At 67.2% G+C, this 14,838-nt stretch carries 11 protein-coding genes; 3 read left to right on the top strand and 8 right to left on the bottom strand.

Annotation, left to right across the window (positions count from 1 at the left end; genetic code table 11):
- Window positions 1-2,937: a PAS domain S-box protein gene (locus PX52LOC_RS12690; RefSeq protein WP_149110443.1), complete on the bottom strand. Its 2,937-nt coding sequence runs from the start codon at window positions 2,935-2,937 to the stop codon at window positions 1-3.
- 258 nt (window positions 2,938-3,195) lie between these two features.
- On the opposite strand from PX52LOC_RS12690, the gene PX52LOC_RS12685 reads away from it, so the two are divergent.
- Complete coding sequence (locus PX52LOC_RS12685) at window positions 3,196-5,034, top strand: UbiD family decarboxylase (RefSeq protein ID WP_149110442.1); 1,839 nt, start codon at window positions 3,196-3,198, stop codon at window positions 5,032-5,034.
- A 95-nt stretch (window positions 5,035-5,129) separates the two neighbouring features.
- Window positions 5,130-6,959 (top strand): alkaline phosphatase family protein, encoded by a 1,830-nt coding sequence (locus PX52LOC_RS12680; RefSeq protein WP_149110441.1) that lies wholly within the window; start codon window positions 5,130-5,132, stop codon window positions 6,957-6,959.
- 12 nt (window positions 6,960-6,971) lie between these two features.
- Here PX52LOC_RS12680 and PX52LOC_RS12675 read toward each other — a convergent pair whose 3' ends face one another.
- Together PX52LOC_RS12675 and PX52LOC_RS12670 are read right to left on the bottom strand one after the other, a co-directional pair.
- Window positions 6,972-7,538, bottom strand: coding sequence for a rhodanese-like domain-containing protein (locus PX52LOC_RS12675; protein ID WP_149110440.1), 567 nt, complete (start codon window positions 7,536-7,538; stop codon window positions 6,972-6,974).
- Window positions 7,539-7,556: 18 nt separating this feature from the next.
- Window positions 7,557-9,692 carry a prenyltransferase/squalene oxidase repeat-containing protein gene (locus PX52LOC_RS12670; RefSeq protein ID WP_149110439.1) on the bottom strand — a complete coding sequence of 712 codons (2,136 nt, stop codon included), beginning with the start codon at window positions 9,690-9,692 and terminating at the stop codon, window positions 7,557-7,559.
- Between the two features lie 152 nt (window positions 9,693-9,844).
- Here PX52LOC_RS12670 and PX52LOC_RS12665 point away from each other — a divergent pair, with 152 nt between their 5' ends.
- Window positions 9,845-11,293 (top strand): NupC/NupG family nucleoside CNT transporter, encoded by a 1,449-nt coding sequence (locus tag PX52LOC_RS12665; protein WP_149110438.1) that lies wholly within the window; start codon window positions 9,845-9,847, stop codon window positions 11,291-11,293.
- Here PX52LOC_RS12665 and PX52LOC_RS12660 read toward each other — a convergent pair.
- The 5 genes from PX52LOC_RS12660 to PX52LOC_RS12640 form a co-directional block, all read right to left on the bottom strand.
- Window positions 11,280-12,419, bottom strand: coding sequence for an aminotransferase class V-fold PLP-dependent enzyme (locus tag PX52LOC_RS12660; RefSeq protein ID WP_149110437.1), 1,140 nt, complete (start codon window positions 12,417-12,419; stop codon window positions 11,280-11,282). The two genes, PX52LOC_RS12665 and PX52LOC_RS12660, sit on opposite strands and share 14 nt — an antisense overlap.
- Window positions 12,416-13,039 carry a Uma2 family endonuclease gene (locus PX52LOC_RS12655; protein WP_149110436.1) on the bottom strand — a complete coding sequence of 208 codons (624 nt, stop codon included), beginning with the start codon at window positions 13,037-13,039 and terminating at the stop codon, window positions 12,416-12,418. The genes PX52LOC_RS12660 and PX52LOC_RS12655 overlap by 4 nt, the downstream gene beginning before the upstream one ends.
- 50 nt (window positions 13,040-13,089) lie before the next feature.
- Window positions 13,090-14,139 carry a ThiF family adenylyltransferase gene (locus tag PX52LOC_RS12650; protein WP_149110435.1) on the bottom strand — a complete coding sequence of 350 codons (1,050 nt, stop codon included), beginning with the start codon at window positions 14,137-14,139 and terminating at the stop codon, window positions 13,090-13,092.
- 76 nt (window positions 14,140-14,215) lie between these two features.
- On the bottom strand, window positions 14,216-14,545 hold the full coding sequence (locus PX52LOC_RS12645; RefSeq protein WP_149110434.1) for a hypothetical protein: 330 nt from the start codon (window positions 14,543-14,545) through the stop codon (window positions 14,216-14,218).
- Window positions 14,538-14,810 carry a MoaD/ThiS family protein gene (locus PX52LOC_RS12640; protein WP_149110433.1) on the bottom strand — a complete coding sequence of 91 codons (273 nt, stop codon included), beginning with the start codon at window positions 14,808-14,810 and terminating at the stop codon, window positions 14,538-14,540. Before PX52LOC_RS12640 ends, PX52LOC_RS12645 begins: the two co-directional genes overlap by 8 nt.
- Window positions 14,811-14,838: the final 28 nt, after the last annotated feature.

Below are 14,838 nucleotides of genomic sequence, written 5' to 3'. Positions count from 1 at the left end.
CTACTCCGCCCCGACCGACACCGGCATGTCGCTGAGGACGCGGTAGACGGCCTTCAGCAAGTCCTTCGGCAGGTACGGCTTCGACAGCAGGCCGAGCGTGCTTTCGATCTCGGACAGGTCTTCCGTCGAGTAGCCGCTGGAGAGCAGCACCTTCGCCGACGGGTTCATCGCCACGATTTGATCGTAGGCGTCGCGGCCGGACAGCCGCGGCATCGTCACGTCCATCAGGACGAGGTCGATCTCCGATTGCAGGCGGGCGTACGTCTCGACCGCGTCCACGCCGTCCACCGCCTCGTACACCTTGTAGTTGTGCGATTCCAGGATCGCCCGGCCGAGGGAGCGGATCATCTCCTCGTCGTCCACCAACAGAATCGTCGCCCCGTCGGCCTTCGTCGGCGGCGGGGTGCTCACGTCGCACGTCGGGGCCGGCTCCACGCGGGGCGGCGGGAGCGGGGTCGTCGTCTCCTGGCTCAGCGGCAGGTACAGTTCGAACCGCGTGCCGCGGCCGAGTTCCGATTCGAACGACACCCACCCGCTGTGCTGCTTCAAGATGCCGTGGACCATCGGCAGACCGAGGCCGGTGCCGCGGCCGACGCTCTTGGTCGTGAAGAACGGCTCGAACAGGCGGTTCTTCACGGCGTCCGTCATGCCCCCGCCGGTGTCGGCGACGGCCAGGCGGATGTACGTTCCGGGGCGGGCGTCGGGGTGCGGGTGGCCGTCAAGGAGTTCGACGCGGTCGGCCTCCAGCGTGAGCCGCCCGCCCTGCGGCATCGCGTCGCGGGCGTTCAGGCAGAGGTTGAACAGCGCCTGGTAGATCAGCGTCGAGTCCATGGACACGGCGTCGTTGGCCCGGATGTCGGTGCGAATCTCGATCCGCGGGTCGATCGTGCGGCGGAGGATGTCCACGACTTCGCCGATGATCGCGGACGGGTTCACGAAGGCCACGTGCAGGTGGTTGCGGCGGGCGTAACTGAGCATCTTGCGGGTCAGGTCGGAGGCCCGGCTGGCCGCCGCTTCCACGGTCTGGAGCATCGGCCGCGCGGGGTCGTCGACGGGCAACTGCACGAGGGCCAGGTTGCCGAGAATGGCCGTGAGCAGGTTGTTGAAGTCGTGGGCCACGCCGCCGGCCAGTTGGCCGAGGGCTTCCATCTTTTGCGACTGCCGGAGTTGTTCTTCCAGCGTCATCCGCGCGCTCACGTCCACCGATACGCCGAGGCCGGCCTGGTACTCCCCGCCGGGGCCGCGGACGGCGGCGAAGGAGAGTTCCGTCCAGGTCGTGCCACCGTCGGGCTTCACGTACCGCTTGCGAAGCTGGTAGCTGTCGCAGTGGCCTTCCCGCATCTCGGCGTTGAGTTCCTGCTGGTTCGCCCAGTCGTCCGGGTGGGTGAACTCGCCCGCCCGGTGGCCGATGATCTGTTCCACGGGCCGGCCCAACAGGGCCGCGAACGCGCGGTTGCACGCGACGAAGTTCCCGCGCTCGTCGGTCAGCGAGACGCCGGCGCTGGCCGTCTCGAAGATGCCGCGGAACTTCGCCTCGCTGGCCTGAAGGGCTTCCTCGGTCCGCTTGCGGTCGGTGATGTCCCGCTGGATCATCACGAAGTGCGAGCACCCGCCGGCCGCGTCCTTCACCGGCACGATGCCGATACTCATCCAGACGCTCTGACCGTCCCGGCGGTAGTTCAAGAGTTCGCAGTTGAACGGCCGGCACTCGTCGAGCGCGACGCGAAGGTGTTCCAGCGTTACGGAGTCGGTGTCCGCCCCGCGCAGGAAGTGCAGCGACCGGCCGATCACTTCGTCAGCCGGGTAGCCCATGATCTGCGTGAAGGCGTCGTTGACGTACAGAACGCTCCGCCCGCGGTTCGGCTGCGGCGTGCCTTCCAAAACGACGATCGCGTCGCGGGCGTGGACGACGGCCGATTCCAGCAGTTGGAGGCGATCCTGTTTCTCGGACAGTTCACCGGCCACCCGCGAGAGCCGGGCGTTCACTTCGTTCAACCGCTCGGCGTGCTTGTGGGCCGCCAGGATGTACCGTTCGCGGTCGGCGTCGCGGACGGCGTAGTCTTTCGCCACGGCCGCGATCACCAGTTGGAACGCCAGCACGACCGTGACGCCCGCCAGCCACAGCATCTGCTCGCCGGGTGGGGCGTCCAGCGGGATGACCGGGGCGAACGACCCGCGCTGGGCCGCACTGAGGGTGAAGAGGCCGCCGACGATGACGAAGATGCTGGCCATGCCGCGGACGTAGAAGCGGAACGCGAGCCAGTTCCCCAGCCCGAGCAGGAGGGCCAGCATGGGCATCGGGAGATTCAAGTCGCGGGCGTTCTCGTGGCCGCCGAAGCAGGCCCACGTCACCACCGAGATGAAGACGACCAGGGCGACCGCTTCGCCAATTCGGTTGTGGTTCGTCCGGTCGAGTGCGGGGCCGCGCAGCCAGACCAGCGCGGCCGGGGCCATCAGGAAAATCGTCAGCCATTCGACGGCCGAAACGCCGAGGCCGGGTTGCCCCTGCAAACCGTCGAGCAGGACAGCACCGGCAGTGGCGGCAAGGCCGCGGATCGTAGCGGCAAGAGTCGCGAGGACGATAAAGGCCAGCACGTGCCGCGGTTGGGCCAGGCTGGGAAAGAACGGGAGCCCTCGCCGGCAGAAGGCCGCGACGGCAAATGCTTCGACCACGGCGGCCCCATAGGCCACCGCCGCCTCCGGGGTCGGGCCGAGGAGCACCCACGCGGCGCACGACCCGACGGCGAAGGCCAGCGTGCCGCGGTAGCCCTGGATTACCCCGGCCACGAACGGCACGCCGTAGGCTCCGGCCAACAGCCACACCGGGCCGAGCGTAATGGGGAAGATCGATTGCAAGAGGGGGAGCGCGAAGGCGGCGACCGCGAGTCCAATCAACTCGGCGAGCGGGTAACTCGGCTTCGGCGGATGAAAGAGCATCAAGTTTTGCGGGTCTCGCACCTGTCCGTGACGCACTGGGTTCGGCACCTGGCGAAGCCGTTGGGCGACTGCCAACACGCCCGAACCATAGAATGCCAATACCGACCTGGGTGTCCCCAATCCGGCATTTGCCCTTGAATTATTTCCCTCGTCTGAACGCTCGACCCTGGCGACCGAGGGGCGCGTTACTCGCGATCATTCCTCACGGTTCTTTCATCACTCGTCGAACACCCTTGAATTCACACGAGCGACACGCTGATGGCTCACCAGAATCTGAGCGAAGCCGTTCGGGATCTCGAACGGACCGGGCAACTCGTTCGCGTGTCGCACGGAATTCGAACGCAGTTGGAAGTCGCCGAGATTCAACGCCGCCTCTACCGCCGGCGGGCGCCGGCCGTTCTTTTTGAGCATCCGGTCGGGGGGCAGTTCCCCATACTCGCGAATCTTTTCGGCACAACGGACCGCGTGCGTTTCCTTTTTCAGCACGACATCTCAAATGTTCGCAAACTTGTGGAACTCAAATCCGACGGCGGAAAGGCACTCAAACGAGTGTGGCGATATACGAACCTTCCCCTGCTCTTCCATCGCATGTGGCCACGGCATCAAAGTCGTGGCCCGATCTTAAAACACACCACCACGCTCTCCGCGCTCCCACAGATTCAGAGTTGGCCGCTCGACGGCGGAGCGTTCATCACGCTGCCAGCGGTGTACACGGAGCACCCTGATCGCCGCGGGTGGATGAAGTCGAACCTCGGCATGTATCGTGTGCAACTCGGCGGCAACGATTACGAGCCGGATCGCGAGTGCGGGTTGCACTACCAGATTCACCGCGGCATCGGCGTCCATCATGCGGCGGCCGTGCGGCGCGGCGAGCGGTTGCCGGTGAATGTGATCGTCGGCGGCCCGCCAGCCCTCACGCTGTCGGCCGTGATGCCGCTGCCGGAGGGCTTGCCCGAACTCGCGTTCGCCGGCGTCCTCGGCGGCCGGCGCGTCGGGTTGGTGACGGCCGCGAACGGGCTGGCGATGCCGGCCGAAGCCGACTTTGTCATCTCGGGGTTCATCGACCCGACGCGAACGAAACCGGAAGGCCCGTTCGGCGATCACCTCGGCTACTACAGTTTGAAACACGACTTCCCGGTGATGACGGTCGAGCGCGTCTACCACCGGCCGGGGGCGATCTGGCCGTTCACCGTCGTCGGTCGGCCGCCGCAGGAAGACACGTCGTTCGGTGAGTTCATCCACGACTTGACCGGCCCCGCCATTCCGGCCGCACTGCCCGGCGTGAACGCCGTCCACGCTGTCGATGAAGCCGGCGTCCACCCGTTGCTGCTCGCCATCGGCAGCGAGCGATACGTCCCCTACGCGGCCGAGCGCAAACCGCAAGAGTTGCTGACGCTGGCGAACGCGATCCTCGGGCAGGGGCAGTTGTCGCTGGCGAAGTACCTGCTCATCGTGGCGAAGGAAGACGCACCCGACCTGGACGTTCACGACATCGCCGGGTTTCTACGGCACTTGCTCGAACGGGTGAACTGGGCCGACGACTTGCACTTCCAGACGCGGACAACGATCGACACGCTCGACTACTCGGCCGGGCAGGGGTTGAACGCCGGGTCGAAGTTGGTGATCGCCGCGGCCGGACCGAAGCGGCGCACGCTCGCGACGGAGGTGCCGTCGGGGCTGACCGGGGCGGCGGTGGTGGTGCCCGGCGTCCTCGCGGTCAGCGGCCCGAAGCACGATGGCGTGCCGGCAGGGGCGGAGTACGAGCCGCACTTCGTGCAACTCTGTGACCGCCTCGGCGAACGGCCGGACCGAGTCATCGGGTTCCCGCTGATCGTGCTGGTCGATTCGGCCCCGTTCGTGGCGCAATCGCTGGCGAATTTTCTCTGGGTGACGTTCACCCGATCGAACCCGGCCGCGGACGTCCTCGGCGTGAACGGCTTCTCGCACCAGAAGCACTTCGGCTGTCGCGGTCCGCTGGTGATCGACGCCCGCGTGAAGCCGCACATGGCCCCACCGCTGGTGGAAGACCCGGCCGTCACGAAGCGCGTGGACGAACTCGCCGCGCGGGGCGGCCCGCTGTACGGGCTGATCGATTAGTCTCGTCCCCGAAGCCGCACGCGGGTCGCCATTTCCTTTGGCAGGGCCGGCTCGGCCCGTTAACATGGAGCGTGCCCCTCGGGGAGTGGGACACCATGAGACTCCTTCGTCCCGCAATGATGCACCTGGAAGAACTCGACCCGCGGGTGCTCCCACGCGGGGGGCTACCGGTGCCGGACCACGTCGTCATCGTGGTCGAAGAGAACCACGGCTTCGACCAGATTCGGGGCAACCCGGACGCGGCCTATTTCAACGCCCTGGCCGACGGGCCGCACGCCGCCCTTCTCACACAGTCGTTCGCCGTCGAGCACCCGAGCCAGCCGAACTACCTCGACCTGTTCTCGGGGTCGAACCAAGGCACCCGAGACGACGCAGTACCCGCCGCTCAGTTCGTCACGCCCAACCTCGGGGCGAGTCTGATCGCCGCCGGGAAGACGTTCGTCGGGTACTCGGAAGACCTGCCCGCCGTCGGATCGCTCATCGCTCACACGGGCGGCAGCGACGGCCTGGGGACGGGCGCGTACTGGCGGAAGCACAACCCCTGGTCGGACTGGCAGGGCAGTAGTTCGAACGGCCTCGCGGCCGAGACGAACCAGCCGTTCACCGCGTTCCCGACCGACTACGCGAACCTTCCCACCGTCGCCTTCGTGGTGCCCAACCAGGCCCACGATATGCACGACGGCACGGTGGCCCAGGCCGACGTGTGGCTGCGGGACAACCTCGGCGAGTACGCCGATTGGGCCGTCACCCACAACAGCCTCCTCGTGGTGACGTTCGACGAGGACGACTCGGCCGAGGGGAACCAAATCTTCACGGTCGTCGTCGGCGGGCCGGTGCGGCAAGGCCAGTACGAGGGCCGCGTCGATCACTTCGGCGTCCTGCGGACGGTCGAAGACTTCTACGACCTGCCGTACGCCGGCGCGAGTGCCACCACCGCGGCGATCACGGGCATCTGGGCCACCCCGGCCGGCAGCGGGTACGCCGCCGGAAGCGATGTCGGCGGCGGGAGCGCGACCCTGTACGGTGCCGACGGAACCGCGGCGTACACGGTCCAGCCGTTCGGGGCGTTCTCCGGCGGCGTGCGGGTCGCGGTCGCGGACTTCAACGGGGACGGCGTGGGCGACCTCGTGACCGGGACCGGGCCGGGGATCGCCACGCGGGTCGTCGTCCTCGACGGGGCGAACGCGGGCCACGCCCTGTTCGACTTCGCCCCGTTCGAGGCGTCGTTCACCGGCGGCGTGTTCGTGGCGGCTGGCGATCTGACCGGCGACGGCGTGCCGGAACTGGTCGTCACGCCGGATGAAGGGGGCGGACCGCGGGTGCGCGTGTTGAACGGGAACGGCTTCGCCGCCGTCGATGATTTCTTCGGGATCGACGACCCGGCCTTCCGGGGCGGGGCGCGGGCTACGGTGGGCGATCTCGACGGCGACGGCGTCGGCGATCTGATCGTCGCGGCCGGCTTCGGCGGCGGCCCGCGGGTCGCCGGCTTCAGCGGCCGGTCGTTGGGGGCCGGGGCGACGCGGGCGAAAGTGTTCGGCGACTTCTTCGCGTTCGAGGCGACTCTCCGCAACGGCGTCTACGTCGCGGTCGGCGACGTGAGCGGGGACGGCGTCCCGGACCTCGTCGTCGGGGCCGGGCCGGGCGGCGGGCCGCGGGTGTCGGTGCTGGACGGGGTGCGCCTGCGGCAGAACCAACTCGTCCGCGGGCCGGACTTCTTCGCCGGGGATGCGACCGCACGCGGCGGTGTCCGCGTAGCGGTCAAAGACCTCGACGGCGACCCGTTCGCGGATCTCGTCGTCGGCGATGGCACCGGCGGCGGGCGGGTGCGACTCTACGACCGCGCGGCCCTCACGGCCGGGCCGAACCCCGTCGCCGTGGCGGTCGATCCCTTCCCCGGCTTCACCGGCGGCGTGTTCGTCGGGTGAAAGATTGGAATTCTAACTCGGGTTCGCGGCCGTCTCGCACGCTGGGGTGGACGCCCGGTTCCACGGCATCCTCGCGAGAACCAACCCCATGCCGCACGTGTCGGTGATGCCGGAGAAGACCAGACCGGCCCCGACGAACGCCGACAGGCCAAGCAGGTAGGGGTGGACCACTGCCGCGAGCGCCACGCCAGTCAGAACCAGCGAGCCGGCAGCGATACGCACCTGCCGTTCGAGGGACACGCCAGCCTTCCCGCGGTTGACCGGCAGTCCGGACGCGGCCCAGGCGAGGGTGCCGCCCTCGACGTTGACGACATTCGCGTAGCCCGCCGCCCGAAATTTTTCGCACGCCTGCTGACCCCGCCCGCCGGTGCGACAGATGACGTACAGTGGCTCGCCGACCGCGCCGGCCCGCCCGCCCATCACGGCCGCGGGGTCGAGGCCGGCCAGGGGCACGTTGCGAGCCAGCGGGCAGTGGACTTCGCGATACTCGACCGGCGTCCGCACGTCGATCATCTCGACCCGCTCGCCCTTCTGCCGGCGGGCTTCGAGATCGAGCGGGCGAATCGTCAAAACGTCCATCCGGTGCTCCGTGTCACGTCACAAGTCCACCGTGAATTCCACGGTCCGCGAAGATTCAGCCCCGGTGCCCACCGCCCGCACGGTGGCCGACACGGTGTGCTTGCCGGCCGCGAGTTTGGGAAGGGAAAGCAGGTGGTAGTGGTCGAGGTGGGCCGTCCCCGTCGGGTTCTTTTTCGCCACGAGTTCGGCCGACACTTCCTTGCCGTCAACCACCAACTTCACCAACGCGACGAGCGGCTTCTTCGCCAGCCCTTGCGCGGTGTTCTCCCAGGCGCACCGGACGCGGACGGCCAGCCCCTTCTCCGGGCGGCCCACTTCGAACAGGTCGTCCGGCCGCAGAACAACAACGGACACCATCGGCCGTTCGGCTGCTCCGCCGTTCCACCACCGCCACTCTTTCTCTTGAGCGACGAAGGCGTCCCGCACGGCCGTTGAGCCGGTGTGCATCCAGAGTTCGTTCCGGCTGACCGCGTCCCGGCGGACAGCCCCCACCCAGTTTCGCCGGAGGGCTTCCGTCCAACCTTCCCACGTCGGCTCCTTCGCGAGAAAGAGCGTGCGGAAGCCGGTCGTCATGTCCGCGAACCACCACGGCTCGGCCCCGTGCGCGTCCTGAAGGCCGACGAACGGGATACGGCCCCGGTAGCGGTAGAGGAACGGTTCACTGTTGGTGAAGTCGGGGTTGCCGAAGTGGAACGTGCTGATGGCCGCGAACCCGCCCCGTTCCACGGAGTCGTCGAGGAACACGCGGGTCAGTTCCTCGCTTTCGCCGAACTGCCAGACCAGTGCCCCGTTCGCCTTCTGAAGCGGTGCCAGCCGACGGTTGCGGAACTCCGGCCACTTCACCACCCCGGCGTTCATCAGCGGCTTGCCGAAGTCGGCCCCCGGCGGCGCGACAACATCGCTCGTGTGGCTGTACGTCCCCAGCCCCGGCACGCTCACCCAGGTGCCGTACTCCTCGTCGGCGGGGAAGAACTTGACCGGCACCTTGTCGCGGTCGGCAATCGCTTGGGCGCAGGCGATCCACTCGGGCTTGGCGTTCTTCGCCCCCCACAGGTGGATGCGCAACCCGCGGGCGAGGTCGACCGCCTCCGCCGGACTGCCCTGCCCGTGCGCCTCGATCTGGATGGTGAACGCCTTCAGTCCGGCGGGCAACGCAGGTTCCGCGGGCAGGGCTTTCGCCGCGGACGGGGGTTCGTCCAACGCCCCGAGGGCGGCGAGCGCGTCCACCGCCTCGTAGGTCGCCATCGGGTTGCTTGCCCAGCCGGGGCGGTCGCCGAAGCCGCCGTCCGCGTTCCGCAGCGAGTGAACGTAGCGAACGCAGGCGGCCTTGTCGGCCGGGGCGGCCCCGAGGAGGGCCAGCGCCCGCACGGCGGCGTGCGTGTACGTGGACCGGTCGATGCCGGCGAACTCCGGCTTCGGCTGGTAGGTGAACCCGCCAGAGGGCCGTTGGCACGCGCGGAGCCACTCCACCGCCTTGTCTTTCAGTTCTCCTTCGCGGCCCAACGCTCGAAGGGCTTCGAGGCCGAACAGCGTGTTGACGACGTGCCCGGCACTCTGGTCCGCCGCCGGGGTGGTGTTGAAGCTCCCATCCGGCCGGCGACGGTCGTTCAGGTAGCCGACGTAGGCCGGGGAGAGGTCGTCGAGCGGAAGCCCCACCAACTTCCGGGCGAGGAACGCGGCCGCCTCGAACCGAAAGACCGGCTGCCCGTTCTGCTCGTACTGCTTCGGGTAAACCGTCGGCTTCGCCCACGAGCGAACGGTGTCGCGGAAGGCCGACACGTCTTCCCCGAGCCAGACGAGGGCTTGAATCTGTTGCAGGTCGAACCCCCGCAACGGCCGCTCCAGTTTCTTCAAGTGGAACGGGTGCCGCTCGCGGACGAACTTGGTCAACGCTTCCGTCTTCGGCGGCGGTTGTTTCAGAACGTGGAACGTGCCAACGACCGCGAACGTCGGCGTGAGGTGGGAGTACGGCGCGCCGTCCCAGGCGTACCCGCCGTCCGCCCGGACCAGCCCGGCGAGGTACGCGAGGGCGTCGGTCTGCCATTGGGGCACGGCGTCGGGGCGGGCGAAGCCGAAGCGGGGCACGAGGACGGCTGCAGCCGTGGCCAGGAGTAACCGTCGGTCGAGAATGGAGGAAGAGTCGGGCCGCGTCATGGCGTCTCCGGATCGGGCCGAGGTGTGAGCATCACGACGCCGGCTATCTTACAGACCGATCAGCCGTGTCGAACGCCCGCCAATCGGGACGCTCGCCGGTCGAACCCATACCCTGTACCCAACCTCTCACTTCCGGCCTTCGGGTACCGCTCATGTCCACCGCCCCTACCCCGCTCGCGTGGCGATTGGGTCTTTTCGGCCTCGTCGCCGGCCTCACAGCGACGGCTTCGTTTGGTAGTGCGAGCCTCGGCCCACGGGGGCAGGCCGTCTGCGGCCTGGGTGCGTTCCTGGCCCTCGCCGCCGGGTGCTCGCAGAACCTGCGGAACGTCAACGCCCGCACCATCGTCACGGGCATTCTGTTGCAGTTCTTGCTTGCGTACTCGGTCCTGCACGTCGAGTGGGTGAAGACCGGGTTCGAGTGGGTCGGCGGCGGGATCAAGAAGTTGGTCGAGTGTTCGGACAAGGGAGCCGAGTTCGTCTTCGGCGACCTGGCGAAGGTTCGCGGGCCGCTGACGAACGAAGTCGGGGCCGTCCTCGGCGGTCCGGGGGCGTTCGTCACCCAGCAGCGAAATACCGGGGCCATCCCGTTCCACTTCGCGTTCCGCGCGCTGCCGCCGATCATCTTCATCTCGTCGTTCTTCAGCGTGCTCTACTACTTCGGCGTCTTGCAACTGCTCGTGAAACTGTTCGCCCGCGTCATGATGTACTTGATGGGCACGAGCGGGGCGGAGACACTGTCGGTGTCGGCGAACGTCTTCATGGGCCAGACGGAAGCGCCGCTGATCGTGAAGCCGTTCGTACCGAAGATGACGCAGTCGGAACTGCTCGCGCTCATGGCCAGCGGCATGGCCCACATCTCCGGCGGCATGATGGCCGTGTACATCAGCTACGGGGCCGACCCCGTCTCGATCCTCTGTACGTGCGTGATGGCCTGCCCGTGCAGCCTCTACCTGACGAAACTAGTACTGCCCGAAACCGAGACGCCCGAGACGATGGGGAACGCGACCGTCGTGGTGCCGAAGGTTCACGCGAACGCCATCGACGCGGCCGCCGGCGGCGTGAAAGACGGCCTGATGCTCGCGCTGAACGTGGCCGCCATGCTGATCGGCTTCCTCGCGTTCATCGCCCTGTTCGATGTGATTCTCGGAAGCATCAAGCCGACGCTGATCGGAGTCGGCCTGAGTGCGGATCGGTTGGAGTGGATACCGGACAAGCTGAGTTTGCAGATGATCTTCGGCTGGTTGTTCGCCCCGGTCGCGGTGCTGATCGGCGTGGACCCGGACGACTCGCGACGAGTCGGCACGCTGCTCGGGATCAAGCTCGCCGCCAACGAGCACGTCGCCTATCTGACGCTCAAGGACTGGACGGCCCACGACCCGCTCGGCGAACGGTCCCGGCTCTTGGCTGTCTACGCCCTGACGGGCTTCGCGAACTTCTCGTCCATCGGCATCCAACTCGGCGGCATTGGGGCGATGGCCGAGAACCGCCGCGGCGACCTCGCCCGCCTCGGGATGAAAGCGCTGTTCATCGGCTACCTCGCGACGCTGGTTAACGCCGCCGTCGCGGGCTTACTGATGGCACCGCCAACTACATCGCCGTGATTTCTTTCAACGCGCTCGCGAGCGTGTCGATGTCCGCGGCCGTGCTGAACGGGCCGGGGCTGACGCGGACCAACCCGTCGGGGAAGCTGCCGACGGCCCGGTGGACGTACGGCGCACAGTGCAGGCCGGGGCGGATGGCGATGTCGAAGGCTTGATCGAGAATGCCGCCGATCTCCGGGGCCGGGATCAACTCGCTGAAGAAGCTGAGCGTGCCGACCTTGCGGGCCGAATCGCGGTGGCCGACGAACGTCAGGGCCGACCCCTCCAGTTGTTGGTACAGCCGGTCGCACAGTTCGACCTCGTGCGCCCGCAACTTCTCCGGCGTCTCCGCTTCGACGAAGTCGAGGCCGGCGACCATGCCGACGACACCGAGGACGTTCGGCGTGCCGCCTTCGAGGTAATACGGGAAGTCCTTCGGCTGCGTCGGCGTAGACGAGTCGCCGCCGGTGCCGCCCTCCCGCCACGGCTTCACGACGACCCGCGGCGCGACGTAGAGCGCCCCGGTGCCGGTCGGCCCGAACAGGCACTTGTGGCCGGGGAACGCGAGCAGGTCGATGTGCATGGCCTGCACGTCGATCGGCACAACGCCGATCGTCTGGGCCGCGTCCACCAGGAAGATCACGTCCCGCTCACGGCAGATGCGGCCGATCTCGCCGACGGGTTGCACCGTGCCGATGACATTGCTGGCGTGTGTGACGGCCACGAGCTTCGTCTTCGGCGTGATCGCCTTCGCGATGGCGTCCGGGTCGATCGTGCCGCCGCCGTCGGAGGCGACGCGCGTGAGCGTGATGAAGCCGGCTTCGGCCATCGCGACGAGCGGCCGCGAGACGCTGTTGTGTTCGAGGTCGGTCGTCACAACGTGATCGCCGTTGTTCAGCACGCCCTTGAAAGCCATGTTGAGGGCGTCGGTGCAGTTCAGCGTGAAGATGAACCGCTCAGGGCCTTTGCCGTTGACGAACTTATTGAGTCGGTGGCGGCCGTCGTCGAGGGCGTGTTCGGCCGCGAGGGCCATCTTGTGCCCGGCCCGCCCCGGGTTGGCGAGCGTCGTGCGGGCGAACTTGTCCATCGCCACGTAGACCGCCTCCGGCTTCGGGAAACTCGTGGCGGCGTTGTCGAGGTAGATCACGGGAGAATCTCGGTGACGGGAATGGTGCCGATAGTCTTCTTGCCGATCACGACCGGCACGGCCGCGCCGGGGGTGTAATCGACGCGGTTACGGTAGCCAGGATTTCGACCGCCCCGCGGCCGCGTGTAAACCGTCACGCTTCGGTCGCGAAGATTGACCACCCAATACACTGAGATGCCGGCCTCCGCGTACAGTTGAAGCTTCTCACCGCGGTCGTACTCAAGTGATGAATCCGCGACCTCGACGAGCAAGACCACTTCGTCGGGGCCGGCGTGGCGGTCCGAATAGCGATCGTCCGGGCCGAGTGTGATACTAACGTCGGGTTCCGGTTCACTGTCGGCCAGGGAGATCGGCCCCTGCGAGTCAAAAACGTATCCCTCAGGAATTAGAGGTCGGAGGAGGTCAATCAACCGGCGGAGGGCGGTCTTGTGGGGCGGGTTCATTAGGAGTTTCTCCACAATGATTCCGCGAATCAACTCGCACCGCGGCTTTGCCGTGAAGAACCCCAATTCGCCCATGCGATGGTATTGCTCGACGGTGATTCGGAACGGTTGTGGCACTGCTGGATCGGCCGGTCTCGCCGGCCGGATCGTGCGACTCGTGGACGACATCGTGGCCATGACGAATCCTCCACCGACACTTTACCCACCCCAATCCGCCAGGCGGAACGTCAATACCCGATGTACTTCGCGTACAGCGTGCGTGCCCGGTCGCTGTCGTCGGTGCCCTTGATGATCGCCCGGCCGTCGGGGAAGACGGTGAACTCGTACCCCTCGCCGCCGTCGGTCACGGTGAACTTCAGCAGGAACTTGTTCGCCGTCACGGTGCCGCTCGATTTCAGTTGGCTGGCGAGCTGCGCGAAGTCGAGCCGCGTGCCGGCCCGCTGCGTCACCTGCACGGCGTTGCGGCCGCACAGACTCGTCGTCTGCGTGCCCTGGTCGCCGTCCAGCCACTCGAACTGCTTCAGGGCACAGCACGGGCACTTGCCCTTGCGGCCGGCCAGCGGGGCGATCTTCACCCGCTTGTAGGTGTTCTCCCACAGGTTGAGCATCACGAGTTCGCGGTTGATCGTCTCTTTCTTGCCCGCGAGCAACTTCAACGCTTCCGCCGCCTGCATGTTCGCGATCACGCCGACGGCCGGCCCCAATACGCCAGCGGTTTCGCAGGTGCCGACTTCGCCGGGGCCGGGGCTGGCCTCGAACACGCACCGCAGGCACGGCGTCTCGCCGGGGATGATCGTCATGGTCATGCCTTCGGTGCCGACGGCCCCGCCGTACACCCACGGCTTGCCGAGCTTCACGGCTACGTCGTTGATCGTGTACCGCACCTCGAAGTTGTCCGTGCCGTCGAGGATCAGGTCGGCGTCCTTGCTGAACTCCTCGATGTTGGTGCGGTTGATGTCCGCGACGATGGCTTCGAGCTTCACGCTACTGTTGATCAGCCGCATCTTGTTGACGGCGGCCTCGGCCTTCGGCATGTTGCCGGTCACGTCGGCCTCGTCGAAGAGGACCTGCCGTTGGAGGTTGCTCGGCTCGACGAAGTCGCGGTCGATGACGCGGATGAACCCGACGCCGGCCCGCACGAGCGCGTTGGCCAGCACGGTGCCGAGCGCGCCGACGCCGCAGAGCGTGACGCGCGAATTCATGATGCGCTCTTGTCCCGCTTTGCCGATACCGGGGACGCGCATCTGACGGGAGTAGCGTTCGAAGGTGTTGTCCATGATCTTCTTCAATGAGAAACGCGAAGGGGACCGCGGCAGTCGTCCGCGCTCCCCTTCGCGTCGCGGTTACGCTCTGTTATTGGATTCCGTTGTCGTCCAGGAACTCTTGCAAGAATCGCACTTGTTGCTTCGGCCACTTCTCCGACTTCGCGAACGTCGCGAGGGTTGCCAGGTCTTCCCGCATCCGCTTCAACTCGGCCCCGGTCAGCCGTTGCAGGTACGTCACGAGGTACTGCATCGCCTCCTCGGCGACGGCCCCGTTCAGCACGACTTCTTCCGAGCCTTCGAGGAAGACGTAGGCGTGCAACACCGCTAGCAGCAGCGGGTGGACGCCGAGTTCCGGCGGAATCAACGGGAAGACGGCCGCCCCGTCGGGGGCTTCGTCGGCAGGGCGTGCGTCAGCCACCGGCCACCGCGGGGATGAGGGCGACGACCGCACCGTCGGTCAGCTTCGTGTCCATCTCGTCGAGGTAGCGGATGTCTTCCTCGCCGACGAACACGTTCACGAACGGCCGAATCTTCCCCTTGTCGAACAGCTTCGTGCCGAGGCCGGGGTGCTGCCGGACGAGGTCGTCGAGGGCCGCCTGCACCGTGTCGCCGACGACGGTGACTTCGGCCTGCCCCTCCGACTGGTCGCGCATCGGGGTGGGAATCTGAACTTTGATCGCCATGATGAATCTCGTCGGAGGACTCGTTCCG

Source organism: Limnoglobus roseus (assembly GCF_008254045.1).
Lineage (GTDB): Bacteria > Planctomycetota > Planctomycetia > Gemmatales > Gemmataceae > Limnoglobus > Limnoglobus roseus.
Note: the sequence above shows the minus strand (reverse complement) of the source record. Positions and strands in the feature narration are given on the sequence as shown.

Excerpts from the sequence above, each read along its gene's own strand:
- PX52LOC_RS12650 (WP_149110435.1), bottom strand. The coding sequence starts at position 14,139 with ATGGACAACACCTTCGAACGCTACTCCCGTCAGATGCGCGTCCCCGGT.
- PX52LOC_RS12655 (WP_149110436.1), bottom strand. The coding sequence starts at position 13,039 with ATGGCCACGATGTCGTCCACGAGTCGCACGATCCGGCCGGCGAGACCG.
- PX52LOC_RS12670 (WP_149110439.1), bottom strand. The coding sequence starts at position 9,692 with ATGACGCGGCCCGACTCTTCCTCCATTCTCGACCGACGGTTACTCCTG.
- PX52LOC_RS12680 (WP_149110441.1), top strand. The coding sequence starts at position 5,130 with ATGAGACTCCTTCGTCCCGCAATGATGCACCTGGAAGAACTCGACCCG.
- PX52LOC_RS12665 (WP_149110438.1), top strand. The coding sequence starts at position 9,845 with ATGTCCACCGCCCCTACCCCGCTCGCGTGGCGATTGGGTCTTTTCGGC.
- PX52LOC_RS12685 (WP_149110442.1), top strand. The coding sequence starts at position 3,196 with ATGGCTCACCAGAATCTGAGCGAAGCCGTTCGGGATCTCGAACGGACC.
- PX52LOC_RS12640 (WP_149110433.1), bottom strand. The coding sequence starts at position 14,810 with ATGGCGATCAAAGTTCAGATTCCCACCCCGATGCGCGACCAGTCGGAG.
- PX52LOC_RS12675 (WP_149110440.1), bottom strand. The coding sequence starts at position 7,538 with ATGGACGTTTTGACGATTCGCCCGCTCGATCTCGAAGCCCGCCGGCAG.
- PX52LOC_RS12690 (WP_149110443.1), bottom strand. The coding sequence starts at position 2,937 with ATGCTCTTTCATCCGCCGAAGCCGAGTTACCCGCTCGCCGAGTTGATT.